We start from the raw sequence: 16,498 nt of genomic DNA, 5'->3' as shown, positions 1-16,498 counted from the left end.
CAGATCGCCCTTAACAAAATTTAGAAGGCATGATCTGCACTTATAACGCTGTACACCCCCTCACAATGCCATTCTTTACAAAGATATCAGAGCAACATCCCTTACAACAAACCATAAAACCACTCTTTAGTTTTTAAAAAAGTGATAATATAATACTTCTATCTAATTGTGAAAACTCTCAGTTTCTTAAGCATCCGGCCACTTATTACCACGGCATTCTTCTCAACTATTTATTAAAGATTGAATAATGAAAAAGTTTTTAATAGTCATAGCTGTTTTTTTCTTGTATTTATATGCTAAGGAGTGGCTAGATACTCGGCCTATTCAATTCGAGCGCTATAAAGATAGTGATCAATTTGATGCAGATCTACAAAAGAAATTTCCGCTTGGTTCTGATATGAGGGAAATGATGAAATTATTTGAGCAATCTGGTGCAAAGTGTGAAGATAGATCAGGTGAAGAGCAGTTGAAAGAAGAGGTAGAAAAATATGGGTTAGTTTATTGGTGCAAGTATAGCAGTGATTGGCTTAGTTTTGATCCTCTTGGAGGATATATCATGTGGGTTATGGGAGATAAACATTATAAGTTATTGCATGTTGGTGGAACGAAGACCCCAAAGCTAGTTACATAATATTATGATACTTTTAACAACTTATTAAAGCAATTTTGAGAGTTTTCACAATTAGATAGAAATATGATATGATCACTTTTTTAAAAACTAAAGAGTGGTTTTATGGTTTGTTGTAATGGATGTTGCTCTGATAGCTTGGTAAAAAATGGCATTGTGAGGGGTGTACAGCGTTATAAGTGCAGATCATGCTTTCTAAATTTTGTTGAGGGCGATCTGGGCAAGAAGCCTCAAACAGCTGTTAAGAAAGCATTATGCGTTATGCTATATAGTCTTGGTAATGGCTCTTTTTCTATGTTAGGCAAGATATTAGGTCATTCGCCGTCCATAATTTATCGCTGGGTAGTAGAGGCGATGGGCAAGACTCAGGAGCCAGTTGTCTCTTCGGATATTATGGAGATGGAATTCGACGAGATGTGGCATTTTATTGGTTCAAAAAAAACAAGCTTTGGATCATTAAGGCAGTTGATCGTAGTACAAGGAGAACCGTTGCCTGGGTTACAGGCAATCGTGATACTGCAACATTCCAAAAGCTCTACAAAAAGTGAGTCATCTGAAAGAATGTCATTTTTATACGGATGATTGGGATGCTTTTTCTAAAATTTTACCCAAAGAGCGTCATACAATTGGAAAGTCTGGCACAGTATGTATCGAGAGAGATAATAGCAACACGCGACATCATTTATGCCGAATGACACGGCGCACTAAAATCGTTTCTAAAAAAGAGTCAATGGTATACGGATCCATCAAGCTTTGGTGCGCTCTTACTATTACACAAATATTCAAACAATATCAAGAACAGCTCTTATCTATCTTTATATGAAAACTCTCATTTTTTTTAAAAAATACTCATCCTCTTCTAAATTTTTCTATATTCTTTGTATATATTGAACTTACATTATTATCTATTTGGCTTTTATTATCGCTATATATTTTGTGTATAGTAGGCCAAATATGATAAAAATGATGAACTGGACCGTTTCCCTTGCCAATTTTATATTCTGCAGAAGCTTCTATAGCTTCCGAGAGATATTTCTTGGCTACTCTACATGCTTCTTGTACTGGAAAACCCAAAGATAAACAAGCACAAATTGCAGATGAGAGCGTACATCCTGCTCCGTGTATATTGTTAGATTTTACTCTTACTCCTGTTAACCAAGTTTTATTTCCACTTCTTTCCAATAGTAGATCACTAGAATCATCACTATCTAAACGCCCTCCTTTCAGAAGCACCGCCTGTGGTCCAAGCATCAAAACATCTCTTGCAATAGATTCCATATCATCAACTCTTTCTGCAAGCACGTATGCTTCCTGAAGATTTGGAGTAACTACTGTTACAAGCGGTATTAACTTACGCTTCATTATATCTATAGCTGTGTCTCTAAGCAATGTATCTCCACTTCTTGCAACCATTACAGGGTCGAGGACTATAGGAATATTTTTTGCAAATTGTTTTAAAAACTCAGTCACTATTTCAATTACTTCCGATGAGAATAACATACCTATCTTAATGCTGTCCGGGATGATATCTTCAAATAGTACTTCAAGCTGTGCAGATATACTTTGTGGCGGAATACTAAAGCAAGTATTCACACCACATGTGTTTTGTATAGGCATAGCTGTTAGAATACTCATTCCGTAACAGCCAAATGCAGAAAAGGTTTTGAGATCTGCTTGAATCCCCGCTCCTCCAGAACAATCAAATCCGGCAATTGATAAACATTTGTACTTCATGCTATTTCCCCAAAGTGGTAAAAAGGCTGTAATTGAAGTGATCTACTAACATTTTTGTGTATAAATTTTACACAATTATCTTTTATAATTTCCCCTATGATTATAGGAGTATAGCCAAAACTTAAACAAAATTGTTGCGCCATTTCTTTATATTCAGGGGCAGGTACGGTAAATAATAGACCATAATCTTCTACATCTATTAGTTGAGTTTTAGTACATTCCATTCCTAAGCTCTTACAAGCAGCCTTGAACTCCTTTTCATAATGCAATTTATCCAAATCTATTTGTGCTCCAACACCTGAACTTTTGCATAGCTTGTTTAAATCAAGGTATAAACCATCTGATATATCCATCATACTTGTTATGTGTTGCATCTCTCCTAAAAACTTTCCTTCTGCAACACGAGCAATTGGTCTTAAGAATGCCTCTTTAAAATTGTCAAAACCTGGCTCATGTTTTTCAAGAGAATGTAATCCTATATGTGCATATCCTAAATTTCCAATAACGCATATAACATCACCTATTTTTGCTGTGCTGCGAAGTTTAATATTAGATTCTGGAGCTTTGCCAATTAACGTAACACTAATAGACATTCTCTCAGCAGATCTTGTCGTATCTCCACCGATTAAAATAACGTTTGAAGCTTTGCATGCTTTTGCAAATCCTATTATGAATGTATCTGCGTATAGCGCATAGTGTACAGGAAGAGCTATTCCAAGCATGGCATACATTGGAGATGCTCCCATTGCTGCTATGTCGCTTAAATTAACATGCAATGCTTTATGTAGTTATATGGGATAGGGTTAACACCCTCGCCTTTAGGCGAACACTTTAGTATTATTATCTGTAGAAGTCAAGATTTGATCTTACAGACAGTTATAAATTTTATATCTGCTTGTCAGTTAAGTTTTGACTGTCAGATATGTAACTGAGATACAAGATTTCATTATTCTTTTCCACAGCTAACTTTTTACTATCCAAAAAAGTTTGCATAGGTGTTTTTCCATAACAATATTTACCAGAATGAGGTCTTTCATTGTTGAAATATTCTAACCAAATATCAAGATCTAATTGCAAGTCATCCAATGATGTATAAATCTTTTTACGCATAGCTGTATCAAAGAATTCTTGTTTCATAGTTTTATTAAAACGTTCACACATACCATTAGTTTGAGGTGAATATGCTTTAGTTGTTGTATGCTCTATACCTTCTATACTGAGAAATAACTCAAAAGCATGATGTTCTATATTTCCCTTATATTCTCCTCCACGATCTGTAAGAATACGAAGCATCGGTATCCCTTGACTCTCATACCATGGTAACACTCGATCATTTAGCATATCAGCAGCAGTAATCGCAGTTTTGTCAGTATACAGTTTAGCATCAGCAAATCTACTGTAGCTATCAATAAATACCTGAGCATAAACCTTTCCTATCCCTTTGAAATTGCCTACATAATATGTGTCTTGGCAACCTAAATAACCTGGATGTTGTGTCTCAATTTCTCCATGTGCTTCTTTTTCATTACGGCGTTTCTCTAGTACTTGCAGCTGTGCTTCGGTCAATATAATACCATCTTGGGCCATCTTAGCTTCTAAGGCTTTCAATCTTTTATTGATATTATTCAAATCATTACGTAACCAAATCGATCTTACTCCTCCAGGAGAAACAAGTATACCACTCTTCTTCAGCTCATTTGATACTCTAAGTTGTCCATATGCTGTACTCTATCGCCATATCAACTACTGCTTTTTCTACTGCAGGATCTACTCTATTAGCGATTATTGGCTTCTTGCGACTTATCTCGTATAGCGCTTCTTCTCCTCCCGTTTCATATAGTTCTTTAAATCTGTAATAGCTATCTCTACTATAACACATTGCCTTACATGCAGATTATATACTACCAAGGCTTTTTGCCAATTCAAGTAAACCTAGTTTCGGTTTGATGATTTTTTGATTTAAGTTCATTGCTTATCTCCATTTAATAACTAATTTAATTTACTAAATGTAAGATAAAATGTCGACTAATACACTTTAGTCACCCGCGTCTCAAACTCTAAGAAGTACGCGCCAAAAGTCTCAGAAGCTGTATCAAATGACCTTTAGAGTTGGAAAATAGTGTTTTAAATCCGTAAGGTTTTTGCGTTTATTATAACATTTTTTTTTGCGGATCTAAGCGCTATTTTATGCTTGTTTTGAGACTTTTGGCGCGCGTGCCATCTAATGAAAAAGGCACACTTTGCAGACATTTTTCTCATTCTGCCATAAAAAATCACAACAAATTGACACAGATGCCATCAGCTGGGCAATAAAATACACAATATAAAGTTGTGCCAAGGAATTTCAAAAGCTAGAATTCATACTTTTGGCGGATGGACTGACTATTGCACTGGCAAATTCTTCAGGAGAAAATTCCTGTAGATCATCAAGAGTTTCACCTATGCCGATTGCACATATAGGAATCCCAAACTTTTGTGCAAGTGCAATGGCGATGCCGCCTTTTGAGCTTCCGTCCAGTTTAGTTAAGATGAGGCTAGATACTCCTACTGCTTTGCCAAATAGTTCGACCTGGTTGATAGCATTCTGCCCTGTAGTAGCATCGAGCGTTAAAATAATTTCATGTGGAGTAGACTCATCAAGTTTTTGTAGGACTCGCTTACATTTTTCGAGCTCTGACATTAAGTTTGCTTGGTTTTGCAATCTACCTGCTGTGTCTATAATCAGTACATCAAGTTTCAAATTTTTAGATTCTTGTAATGCTTTATACGCAACACTTGCAGGATCAGAACCTTCGCTTCCACTTATAAATCTGCATCCTATTCTATTTGCCCATTCGTTTAGTTGCTCAACTGCAGCAGCTCTAAATGTATCGCAAGCAGCAATTGCTACATTTTTACCAAGATCCTGGAATTTTTTTGCGAGTTTTGCTACAGTTGTAGTTTTCCCATTACCATTTACCCCACATATCATCAGTACATACGGCTTATACTCAGCAGTATTGTCAAAGATACTTTGCTGTTTCTTTGCGCTCAGCAAAATTTCTTTAATTTCATTACGTAATAAGGTTTTTATCTCATTTTCGAGGTCAACACCGCTTGGTTTTGCTGCTGCAAGTTTAGATACTAGATGTTCTGCACTTGCAACTCCGATATCTGAGGCTATCAAAAGTTCTTCAACTTGCGCTAGTGATTCTTTATCAAATTTGCCTAGTCCGAAGATTTTCCCTACGCCAGAGCTGATCTTCCCAGAAGTTTTAGCAAGGGTAGAATATAGTTTATTAAAAAATGTCATTAAATTGTCTCCGCTTCATTTTAAAATTAGCAATATATTGATTGATTAATAACACGGACAAAAAAGAAGTATAGACAAAGTGTTATGTCTCAGAATTGATATATAGCTAAAGCGCTATAAAATAGGCATGGCAAACGAGTATTTAGAATAATTTTTATTCGTATGCTGCTTTAGCTATATGTAATACATTCTGTAGCATACTTATTATTACTAATTGTTTTTTTAGATGATACTAGGCACTGCCGGCAGTAACCTAGCACTACTATAACATCTATTGGCATAGACTAGACATTAGCACTGCTTCTTTTGCAACAAATTTAAATCTATCTTTAAAAGAAATTTCAGGACTAATCAGCTATTATCTTTTCTATCAACACTCTAGCTATTCTACGGTTTTCCATTCCTATAACTGTGAATCTCCAGCCAACTGCAATGAAACTATCACCAAGCTTAGGAAAATTCAGCATTTGCTTTAAGATAAAGCTTGCGAGTGTTCTATACTCATGCTCATCTTCTCCAGGAAGCTTTGTAATATTAAGTAGCGTCATTATCTCTTCTATCAGAGTGTTGCCTTGAACATGATATACACCATCTTTTTGCTTAATAATATTTGGTTGTATACTAGGAACACCTATAGCAATATCTCCAACTAGAATTTTTAAGATATCATTTAAAGTGACTAGCCCTTCTATATCACCATATTCATCAAGTACCACTGCTATTCTAGCACGCTTTTGCCGGAAAATTTCAATTAACTTGCTAACCTTAGCAACCTCAGGTATGTATAAGATTTTAGATTTTTTAGCTATGTGTTCAAGCGTATCATTTGTTACTCTTACATTTAATAATTTCTTTACAGGTACGATCCCTATTAGATCATTCAATTCTTTGTTAATCACTGGAAAGTAATTAAACGGATATGCAGATAACTTATACACATTTGTTTTACTATCATCATGAAGATTAATACATACCATCTTGCTTCTTGGTGTCATTATTGCACCTACTTTTGCATTACTTAGATGCAATATTCTTTTGAAGATATCCTGCTCAGTTGCTGCGAACATACCAGAAGCTTCAGTGTGCTGGATTAGACAACGTACTTCATCAAGCGAGACTTGTGTTTGTGCTTTTTTCACTCTAATTATATACAGCACAGCTTTTGTGGATACTGTAATTAGCCAAACAAAAGGGTATAATATTTGCGTCACAATAATCATGCTGTGAGAAACAATTGATGCTACCTTTTCAGGATAAAGCATTGCTATACGTTTTGGTGCAACTTCTCCCAGAACTGTAAAATATGTTACCACTATCATCACACTAGCATAACTTATGGCTTGATGATATTCTCCTATCACTGGTAATTCCGCAACAAAATTGTCTACGCCTTTGATTATAGAGGTTCCTCCATAAAGCCCTATCAAAATGTTTAGAAATGTTATGCCTACCTGTACAGTAGATAGAAATACCTCTGGAGTTGAGGATAACTTCATTGCAAGTCTAGAGCCTCTATTTCCTTTTCTAGACAGTTCTTCTAATTTGGGTTGTTTGGAGGTGATTATAGCAATTTCTGCCATGACAAAAAGCGCGTTTAGCATCAAAATTGCAAGCAACACAAGAACATCTAAAGAGAAATGAATCATGTTCTTTTATACATGTGAGCATTATTATATTGCGGTTGCAAATCTGTGCCTAAGGCTCTCCTGTCATCAAATGTGAAACAAGCGCCTTGCCACATACCACTTTTATTACTTGTTTTTGCTAGATAGTTAATAATGCCACCCTTAAGTTGGTAAACATTTTTATACCCTAGAGATTTCATATATGCGGTAGATTTTTCACACCGAATGCCACCAGTACAAAACATTGCTATGTTTTTTTTGTGTCCTATATCCAAAGAGTGTAGCCAATTTTTAAGCTCTGTGAAATTTTTGATGTTTGGGTTAATCGAGTTTGCAAACGTACCGATCTCCACCTCATAATCATTGCGAGTGTCAATTACTAGAAATTCCTCTTTGTTTTGCAACAATGAATCCCACTCTTCTGGCTCAACATGTATTCCTGCTTGTGCAATATCTAACTCTTGTTCACGAAATGTCACTATTTCGTTTTTAGTCTTTACCTTGAGCTTATGAAATGGCATAAAGTCGACTTTGCTTCTCTGTACGTAAAGATCAGAAAACAATTTTTGTTTGAACAAGCTATTTAGAAATAGTTCAATATTATTTTCTTTGCCAACGAGTGTTGAATTAATTCCTTCTTTTGCAATTAAGATTGTTCCTTTTATAGAATGCTTTTTGCAGATCTTTAATAGTTGAATCTGTAGTTCAGGAATATTTTCTATGTTAATGAATTTGTAGAACGTTATTACAGTATATTGTTCCATTATAATCTCTCTATGGTTTCTCGAATTTTATCCTATATATTCCCCAAAAACATTAATAGTGCTGCTGCTGTGAACAGAGCTATACAATTATTATATACCCATACAGTTTTGAACGATACATTCAATCTGAATCTAATTTATACTAAAGGAAATAACAACTTTGTTTTTATATATGCACTACGATCTGCTGTGTTGCTGCGCTTTAAAGTTAGCTGCTCCTGATTGTATGATTTGTTGCGCGTAAGCAACACCTTCCCATCCCTTTATATTAACCCATTTGCCTTTTTCAAGAGCTTTATAATGTGTAAAAAAGTGATTTATCTGTTGTATCAGATTTTCCGGGAGGTCCAAATAAGATTTTACTTTCTCAAAAAATGGATCTAATTTTGTAATAGGGACAGCCAAAATCTTCTCATCTTGACCTTTTTCGTCTTCTGTAAGCAGAACCCCGAGCGGCCTTACTGTCACTACAGCGCCTGATATGATAGGGTAATTTGCATATACTAGAACATCAACAGGGTCTCCGTCACCGCTGAGTGTGTTTGGTATGAAGCCGTAATTGCATGGATAACGCATACCTGTGTGTATAAACCTATCGACAAACATAACACCTATATCAGAGTTGAACTCATATTTTGTAGGCTCGGCGTTCATTGGCACTTCCACTAGGACATTAACCTCATGTGGCAGATTGCTACCAGCGCTCAATTTTTCGTAATTAACTATCATAATATTATCTCGCTTTGCGATTTTTAAAACATGAAAAACGGGCACGCGCTAATGCTAAACAATTTTTTATTAATGTCAAGAAACTGAATGAAGTGTTTTGCTGATAAAAATGATTTGATGGATGCTAATATTTTTTGTTAAACTAAAAGATGTTACACTGTTGTTTGTAGTTTTTTAACTTTCTTTACATACTAACAATATGCCTGAGCTCAATAGCACGCCACAAATTGATACAGATCGTAATGAGAGTTTCAATAATATAAAAACATATGAGTTGAATTCTAACTTTGACAATACACTGAGAGAGTTTACTTCTATCGATTATATGGGCAGGTATAGATATAAGCATAAGGGTTATTATATGGTATATGTAGGTCTTGACTTTCAATTGGTAGAGGCCATCACTGCACTTGAGGCTATTAAAAAACAACAAAATAGTGCGGCAGTTCCAACAAAGGTTGTAATTTGCCTATCTGGTTTGCCTATGTTTCCGCCAGAATCACTAGAGATTGCATCATAAACCTTTTTCTCTTCTTGCTATATTAGTATTGCACTGCCTGCAAAGTTATTGTACAAGCCTTTTTGGATTCCTCATTTTTCATATTACTTTGTTCATGCTTTTGCAAATATGTTAAAACATTAGGTGCAGCAATTAACTTGGGCTCTAAAAGAGCATTCCCTCAAAATCCTCCAACTTGTGTTGCATTAATTAGTGATTTGCACTGTTTAATGGCATTGGAATTTATTATTTTTGTTGCAAAGTTGCGCACTTTTATCTAAAATCCACCCGCAGATGCTTATGATTTTTTAAAATTCAGTGTTTTTATCGCGTTAGGACGTCATATGATGGATTATTTAGAGTTGTTAAGATCTTTAATTAGATTTCGGAGCATTACTCCGCTTGATGATGGAGCTATAGATTTTTTATATGAGACTTTGATAAACGCTGGGTTTAAATGTGAAATTCTCGAATTTGGTGGAGATGTATCCGCAAGGATTAAAAATCTTTATGCATGGATAGGAGATTCCGGGCCAAACTTATGTTTTGCTGGTCATGCAGATGTTGTGCCAGTTGGTGAAATATCTAAATGGAAATTTCATCCATTTGAAGCGGTGCTGGAAGATGGCGTTATTTATGGTAGAGGCTGTGTTGATATGAAAGGAGCAATAGCAGCTTTCATATCAGCTGCATGTGAATATCTCAAGGAATGTGCTGGACGTGAGAGTGGCATGATAAGCCTGTTGATAACGGGTGATGAGGAGGGGCCAGCAATTCATGGCACAAGAGATGTCATTGCATGGCTTAGGCGCCGCGATATCAAGATAGATGCTTGTATCATAGGGGAGCCTACTAGCAATGCGCGTGTTGGAGATATAATTAAGGTTGGCGCAAGAGGTAGCGTCACATTTTCTCTAATGATGTATGGAAAGCAAGGACATGTCGCGTATCATCGTATGGCAAATAATGCTGTGGATATAATGCTTCCGATTCTGCAGTCTATTAAATCATACAAACTTGATGATGGATCTGATAAATTTGAGCCTTCAAATCTAGAGTTTACTGATATAAATATAGGAAATAGTGCGGAAAATATAATACCTGGGTCTGTTCGTATACAATTTAATGTAAGATTCAATGATCGTCATACATGTGAGAGTCTCCATGAGCTAATACGAGACATATGTTCTCAGTATATCAGTAATTTTTCTCTAGATTATAATATGAATAGCATGCCATTTTGCACAGATCATAGCGCAATTTCAGATATGCTTTCAGATTCAATATTTGAAGTAACAAAGATCAAACCTGATATCAATACTTTTGGTGGCTCATCTGATGCAAGGTTTATAATGCATCATTGTCCAACGCTGGAATTTGGGTTGCTTAATAAAACTGCGCATCAAGTTGATGAACATGTAAGCGTGTCAGATGTCATGATATTGAAAGCAATATACAAAAATTTCTTGCATAAATTTTTTAATACAAAAATATAGATATCTTCTGATATTTAAGTTTGCTTTATATGCGCTGCACGCGAGAAAAATATAATTTATAGCACAAAGAACAGTGGGAATATTTGATTATTATGGGTAGAAAGTGGATTATGCGCGCAGGTTGTGTGAAGTCGCAGGTGTTTTTCATAATATCCTCTGTATTTACTTTTTTATACGCAAACTTAAATATTGGCAAAGCAAACGTATGGGTGTATAAGTCTCTCATCGCTTTGCTTTTATTATTAACATGTTGTTCGTCACATAGACCTACATCTGGAAGTATGCAGGGAATAATAATCTCTTCTGCTCAAAAGGTTTCTATTCAATAGACCTCTTGCATAACCTCATTCTGAGGTAGAAATTCTTATAGAGTAGATTTTTGCAAAACGTCACCAAACAATGATCCACGTGAGTGTTTTTATGTTTTAGTGACAATCAAATCACAGTTTGGAACAGGTTATGCAAGAGGTCTAATACAAGAAATTGGATCAGAGTACGTGGTTGACACTTCATATGCCAGATGGTTCTGTGTTCCAAGGAAGAGTAATACACTCAGGTCGAATTCTTAAGACAGATACTATGACAGGACTTCGCATGGATGGGGCTGTAGTGGGTCGCAGCAGAAATGCTGCTCGCACAGGCTTCTTGAAAAATGGGAAAAGATCTGAGCATACATCTGGTAAGATGTCTGGCAAATTGATTGCAGATGATGGTCTTCTGATGGAGTGCAATATGCAGATGCAAGTGGAGATCCATCATATGGCGGATTTGGAGTTTGTATTACAGGTGATACCAAGGTAGAGACATATCTTGGTGATGTTTGCATTCTGTTTTTCTTACAGCTTTTTAGTGAGATTAAGGGCTTATTTTATGGATTATGACCTAAAGATACATCTAACTTATAGCACATACCTCCTATAGGTGAAGAGTTGTTATTTATTAATTATGTACATACGAAGTTAGACTTCAAAAAGAGCCAAGAAGAATGAGAGTACATATACATATGTATACATAAAATACATAAGGAGCATTTTAAAGGCGTCAATTTTAAAAAGTATGTTGAGTATAGTCGCCTGCGTCATAACTCTAAGAAGCAGAAGGTTTATATTGGCTTGCAAGCAATTATAATGCAACGAAAGTCATGCAGGAAAAGTGGCAAAGTTGCCAAAAACCTTATGGCTTTTGTTAAGTAATCTTTGTCAGTATTGGACAAATTATATATCCGAAAATTAGCGCAGGGCCGCGCCTAAAAGCTAATTTTTGTACATTGCACTTTCGGCAAAATATTTATTTGCGCAGCAAATCGATTTTTGATGGACAGATTATATAACTTAAATTCTTAGTGTTTGTTGTGTGGATTTCTGATCACTCTAAGCCCAGTACCTATATGGATTTCATATTACATAGAAGATTTTTTTGCAAAGAAAAGATACGTCTGAATGCTGAAAAGTCAATTTGAGTGAATGTTTTAATTTATTATTATTTAATTTATTATTAATAGTTATGGATCTATTCTTTGATTTTTTATCTTTGCTTGATGATCTGCTGTGGACGTATATTTCACTGGCGGTGATATTGTTCTCTGGTATATATTTTACGATTTCTTCTAAGTTTTTCCAATTTCGTTCGGTCTTTAAAATTAGCAGTCATGTAAAAGAACTTATACAGTGTGCAGAGAAGGGAAAAGAAGGTCTGCACCCAATAAAGCTATACTTCGCATCGGTTGGTGGCATGGTTGGTATTGGTAATATTGTGACTGTAATGGCTGCAGTTACTATGGGTGGGCCTGGAAGCCTGGTGTGGCTTTGGATGGCATCATTTTGTGGGATGCTTGTTAAGTATTCTGAAATATATCTTGGTATTAAATATAGAGTTTCAGATAATAAAGGTGGGTATAATGGTGGCCCGATGTATTACCTGCAAACTGCATTTGGAAATAAATTTTTGTCTTATATAGTTTGCATACTGCTTTGCATATATGGGGCTGAGGTCGCACAGTTCTTAATTGTCACAGATACGATAGTTAGCACAACTGGTAGCAATCGTTATTTGGTGATTGGTGTATTGCTTGTGCTAGTAATGCTTGCTGCGATTGGCGGGGTTTCCAGACTTGCAAATATATGTTCTACTTTGATGCCTCCTTTTATAATATGTTACGTTTTGATCGGTCTTTGGGTTATATTTGATCATGCAGCTGAATTGCCATCAGTGCTGAAGGTGATTGTGCAGTCTGCATTCTCAGGTCATGCCCCAGTTGGAGGATTCGTTGGCAGTACAATATTACTTGCTGCGCACTATGGAGTTTCCAGAGCAGTTTATTCTGGAGATATTGGAATAGGTTATGATTCTACTGTGCAAAGTGAAACACAAACGCTATATCCTGAAAGACAGGCAAGAATGGCTATATTTGGTCTGTTTACTGATTCATTCATTTGTACGATTACTATTTTGATAGCGTTGCTAACTGGTGTGTGGCAAGCTGAAAATCTTCAGCCTTCGGAGTATATATCAGTAGCGCTTTCAGATTATATAGCTCACATAGATATTTTTACAATGTGTTTATTTTTTGTTGCTGCATATACTACTATTGTGGGTTATCTTGTAGTAGGACAAAAATGTGCGCAGTTTATCAGTCCTAAATTTGGAAAAGTTGTTTACATAATATACTCTATGTTTGCTTTCATAGTGTTTTCCTTTCAAACGCAGGAGAAAGTGATCCTTGTAATGAGTGTTTCCGGTGGGTTATTGATGTTAATCAACATTTTAGGTGTGTTCAAGCTTCGTAAAGATATAAAGTTTTTATAGTAATTATGATAAACATTACGTTACAAGATGGCAGTGTAAGAAGTTTTAATTCTCCTGTTACAGGTTTTACAATTGCGGAAAATATTAGCAAGAGTCTTGGAAAAAAGGCCATTGCGATTGGAGTGAATGGTGTCATTAAAGATTTAAGTCATACCTTAAACGATGATGCTATTATATCAATTATCACCGAGGATAGTATTGAAGCTTTGGATGTAGTAAGGCATAGCGCAGCACATATCCTTGCACAGGCTGTGAAGAAGCTTTATCCTGACGTGCAGGTTACTATAGGGCCTGTAGTTGAGAACGGCTTTTATTATGATTTTGTGAGGACGGATGCGTTTACTACTGACGATTTAATTGCGATTGAATCTGAAATGCGTAGTATAGTGAAGCAAAATGAGAAAATCACTCGTGTTGTCATGACAAGAGCAGAGGCCATAAAGTATTTTCAGGATAAAGGAGAAGATTATAAGGTCGAAATTATAAAAGATATTCCAGCTCATGAGGAATTAAGTTTTTATTTTCAAGGTGATTTTGCTGATCTTTGTAGAGGGCCACACTGTCCTTCCACAGGCAAAGTGAAAGCTTTTAAGTTAATGAAGGTTGCTGGGGCTTACTGGCGTGGTGATAGCAAAAATCAGATGCTGCAAAGGATATATGGCACTGCATTCTCTAAAGAAGAACAACTGCAAGAATATCTAAATTTTTTGGAAGAAGCAAAGCTGCGTGATCATAGAAAAATAGGTCAAGAGATGGGCTTATTCCACCTTCAAGAAGAGGCACCAGGGGCTGTATTCTGGCATCCAAAAGGTTGGACATTATTTCAGCTTTTGGTAAATTATATGAGAGAAAAGCAGAATGCTGCTGGATATAACGAGGTCAGTACTCCAGAAATTATTGACAGAAGTCTTTGGGAGAAATCAGGACACTGGGAAAAGTTTAGCGAGAATATGTTTACTGCCAGTGCTGCAGACGAAAGAACTTATGCTGTACGTCCAATGAATTGTCCAGGCGGTGTGCAAGTTTTTAAATGTGGGTTGACTAGTTATAAAGATTTGCCGCTACGTCTTTCGGAATTTGGGAAAGTGCATAGATATGAACCATCCGGCGCATTGCATGGTTTAATGAGAGTTAGAGCATTTACTCAAGATGATGCACACATATTCTGCACGCCAGAACAAATGCATGAGGAGTGTCTCTCTGTTTGTCGTTTGGTCCTTAGTATTTATAGAGATTTTGGATTCAAAGATGTTAGAATTAAACTTTCTGACAGACCATCAAAAAGAATAGGATCTGATGAGAGTTGGGATAATGCAGAAACTGCACTGCTTGCTGCGATTCAAGAACTGAATCTGGACTATGTAATTAACAGTGGAGAAGGAGCATTTTATGGCCCTAAAATAGAATTCGTTTTGAAGGATGCAATTGGTCGTGACTGGCAACTTGGAACATTGCAAGTAGATTTTAACTTGCCATATAGACTTGGAGCTAGTTATATAGGACAAGATGGGCAGAAGCATACTCCCGTCATGTTACATAGAGCTGTTTTTGGTTCTTTAGAGCGGTTTATAGGAATTTTGCTTGAACATTATATAGGGAAATTACCAATTTGGCTTGCACCGATCCAAGTAGTGATTGCTACTGTATCAAGCAGTGCTGAAAATTATGCCGAAGAAGTATTTTCATTTTTGCGAGAACACAAGATACGTGCTATATTAGACTCCAGCGCCGAAACCCTCGGTTATAAAGTTAGATCGCACTCGCTCGCTAAAGTTCCAGTGATTCTCACCATTGGGAACAAAGAGGCAGTAAATCGTACAGTATGTATGAGACGACTTGGAGAAGATTCTAACATAGAGCTTTCATTGGATGATTTTATGTTGCAATTTATTGAAATGAGCAATATACCCAGGTAAATAGCTTGTTATTTGACATAATGTTTATAGCTGAAGTTTTTAATTTAAATAATGAGAGGAAGTCATAAGCAGTAAACTGGATATCCGCGTTAACGAGCAGATTAAGGCTGATGAAGTGCGGTTGATAGATGAAAATGGAGATATGGTAGGTGTGATTGCACCGCGTGAAGCTCTAAATATTGCAAGACAAAGAGGATTGGATCTTGTGGAGATTTCGCCAAATGCTTCTCCTCCTGTCTGCAGGCTGATAAACTACGGTAAATATCGATATGAGCAGCAGAAGAAATTTCATGAAGCCAAGAAGCATCAAAAGGTGGTGTTGGTGAAGGAATTAAAGCTGAGGCCAAATATAGATATTGGCGATTACGCAGTGAAGATCCGCAGTGCGCAGAAGTTTATCAAGGAAGGAAACAAAGTGAAGATTTCACTCATGTTTAAAGGGCGTGAAATTACTCACCAAGAGGTGGGATTTAGCTTGATGCAAAGGTTCCAAAATGACGTTGATGAATTTGCGAAAATAGAGTCTACACCTAAGATGGAAGGAAAACAGATATATATGATTATCGTTCCTAAGTAATACTTAAGATGTAAAGCTATATATGAGATCTGAGCATGATATTGCTTATAAGTTCGTTGTTATGTCTTTAATAATGAGTCATAACTGACCTTAAGTTACTGTGTTTTGTAGTTTTAGAATAAGCCTAGAAACTCAAAGAAGTCGAGTGAATGTATTGCAAATAGAAAGTCGCCTGCGTTGTAACTCTCGGAGGTGAAGATTTATGTTCTTGTTGCAAGCAATTATGATGCGCCGAAAGTCCAGCAGAAAAAGTGGCAAAATTGCCAAAAACCTTATGGCTTTTGTTAGATACTGCTTGCAAAGTGCACGCACGTGAATTTTAATGGCATGATTTTTTAGAGTACAAGTTAATTTCTAAGTCAAATATTATATATCTTTGCGAAGGAATCAATGAAGTAATACTTGAAAATTAGGCCGCAAAGTTCTGCACAAG

At 36.2% G+C, this 16,498-nt stretch carries 15 protein-coding genes and 1 pseudogene; 9 read left to right on the top strand and 7 right to left on the bottom strand.

What is annotated here, in order from left to right:
* The first annotated feature begins 247 nt into the window (after positions 1 to 247).
* The 3 genes from AACK98_RS07430 to AACK98_RS07420 all read left to right on the top strand — a co-directional run bounded on the left by AACK98_RS07430 (position 248) and on the right by AACK98_RS07420 (position 1,451).
* The gene (locus AACK98_RS07430; RefSeq protein WP_339041157.1) at positions 248 to 631 is read left to right on the top strand and encodes a hypothetical protein; all 384 of its coding nucleotides are present in this window, start codon (positions 248 to 250) and stop codon (positions 629 to 631) included.
* Positions 632 to 733: 102 nt separating this feature from the next.
* Positions 734 to 1,210, top strand: coding sequence for a hypothetical protein (locus tag AACK98_RS07425; protein ID WP_339041154.1), 477 nt, complete (start codon positions 734 to 736; stop codon positions 1,208 to 1,210).
* On the top strand, positions 1,173 to 1,451 hold the full coding sequence (locus tag AACK98_RS07420; protein WP_339041152.1) for an IS1 family transposase: 279 nt from the start codon (positions 1,173 to 1,175) through the stop codon (positions 1,449 to 1,451). Before AACK98_RS07425 ends, AACK98_RS07420 begins: the two co-directional genes overlap by 38 nt.
* Positions 1,452 to 1,477: 26 nt before the next feature.
* Here AACK98_RS07420 and thiD read toward each other — a convergent pair whose 3' ends face one another.
* The 7 genes and pseudogenes from thiD to ppa all read right to left on the bottom strand — a co-directional run bounded on the left by thiD (position 1,478) and on the right by ppa (position 8,772).
* Positions 1,478 to 2,362: a bifunctional hydroxymethylpyrimidine kinase/phosphomethylpyrimidine kinase gene (thiD, locus tag AACK98_RS07415; protein ID WP_339041150.1), complete on the bottom strand. Its 885-nt coding sequence runs from the start codon at positions 2,360 to 2,362 to the stop codon at positions 1,478 to 1,480.
* Positions 2,359 to 3,138, bottom strand: a complete 780-nt coding sequence (gene thiL, locus AACK98_RS07410; RefSeq protein ID WP_339041147.1) for a thiamine-phosphate kinase — start codon at positions 3,136 to 3,138, stop codon at positions 2,359 to 2,361. Before thiL ends, thiD begins: the two co-directional genes overlap by 4 nt.
* Before the next feature lie 109 nt (positions 3,139 to 3,247).
* A pseudogene (locus AACK98_RS07405) lies at positions 3,248 to 4,241 on the bottom strand (IS481 family transposase).
* Between the two features lie 465 nt (positions 4,242 to 4,706).
* The gene (ftsY, locus tag AACK98_RS07400; RefSeq protein WP_339041145.1) at positions 4,707 to 5,654 is read right to left on the bottom strand and encodes a signal recognition particle-docking protein FtsY; all 948 of its coding nucleotides are present in this window, start codon (positions 5,652 to 5,654) and stop codon (positions 4,707 to 4,709) included.
* Positions 5,655 to 6,001: 347 nt separating this feature from the next.
* Positions 6,002 to 7,300, bottom strand: coding sequence for a hemolysin family protein (locus AACK98_RS07395; protein WP_339041143.1), 1,299 nt, complete (start codon positions 7,298 to 7,300; stop codon positions 6,002 to 6,004).
* On the bottom strand, positions 7,297 to 8,043 hold the full coding sequence (locus tag AACK98_RS07390) for a rhodanese-related sulfurtransferase (RefSeq protein WP_339041141.1): 747 nt from the start codon (positions 8,041 to 8,043) through the stop codon (positions 7,297 to 7,299). The genes AACK98_RS07395 and AACK98_RS07390 overlap by 4 nt, the downstream gene beginning before the upstream one ends.
* A 177-nt stretch (positions 8,044 to 8,220) precedes the next feature.
* On the bottom strand, positions 8,221 to 8,772 hold the full coding sequence (gene ppa / locus AACK98_RS07385) for an inorganic diphosphatase (RefSeq protein ID WP_339041139.1): 552 nt from the start codon (positions 8,770 to 8,772) through the stop codon (positions 8,221 to 8,223).
* Between the two features lie 199 nt (positions 8,773 to 8,971).
* Between ppa and AACK98_RS07380 the strand changes: the two genes are divergently transcribed.
* The 6 genes from AACK98_RS07380 to infC all read left to right on the top strand — a co-directional run bounded on the left by AACK98_RS07380 (position 8,972) and on the right by infC (position 16,065).
* Positions 8,972 to 9,292, top strand: coding sequence for a hypothetical protein (locus AACK98_RS07380; RefSeq protein WP_339041137.1), 321 nt, complete (start codon positions 8,972 to 8,974; stop codon positions 9,290 to 9,292).
* 323 nt (positions 9,293 to 9,615) lie between these two features.
* Positions 9,616 to 10,767, top strand: a complete 1,152-nt coding sequence (gene dapE / locus AACK98_RS07375) for a succinyl-diaminopimelate desuccinylase (protein ID WP_339041134.1) — start codon at positions 9,616 to 9,618, stop codon at positions 10,765 to 10,767.
* A 483-nt stretch (positions 10,768 to 11,250) separates the two neighbouring features.
* Positions 11,251 to 11,568, top strand: a complete 318-nt coding sequence (locus AACK98_RS07370) for a hypothetical protein (protein ID WP_339041132.1) — start codon at positions 11,251 to 11,253, stop codon at positions 11,566 to 11,568.
* Between the two features lie 702 nt (positions 11,569 to 12,270).
* Positions 12,271 to 13,572 carry an amino acid carrier protein gene (locus AACK98_RS07365; RefSeq protein WP_339042677.1) on the top strand — a complete coding sequence of 434 codons (1,302 nt, stop codon included), beginning with the start codon at positions 12,271 to 12,273 and terminating at the stop codon, positions 13,570 to 13,572.
* Positions 13,573 to 13,577: 5 nt separating this feature from the next.
* On the top strand, positions 13,578 to 15,488 hold the full coding sequence (thrS, locus tag AACK98_RS07360) for a threonine--tRNA ligase (RefSeq protein ID WP_339041130.1): 1,911 nt from the start codon (positions 13,578 to 13,580) through the stop codon (positions 15,486 to 15,488).
* A gap of 64 nt (positions 15,489 to 15,552) precedes the next feature.
* Positions 15,553 to 16,065 carry a translation initiation factor IF-3 gene (infC, locus tag AACK98_RS07355; protein WP_339042675.1) on the top strand — a complete coding sequence of 171 codons (513 nt, stop codon included), beginning with the start codon at positions 15,553 to 15,555 and terminating at the stop codon, positions 16,063 to 16,065.
* The last annotated feature ends 433 nt before the right edge of the window (positions 16,066 to 16,498 follow it).

Origin of the sequence: Candidatus Lariskella endosymbiont of Hedychridium roseum, assembly GCF_964020185.1 — a bacterium.
Taxonomy (GTDB): Bacteria; Pseudomonadota; Alphaproteobacteria; order Rickettsiales; family Midichloriaceae; genus Lariskella.
Note: the sequence above shows the minus strand (reverse complement) of the source record. Positions and strands in the feature narration are given on the sequence as shown.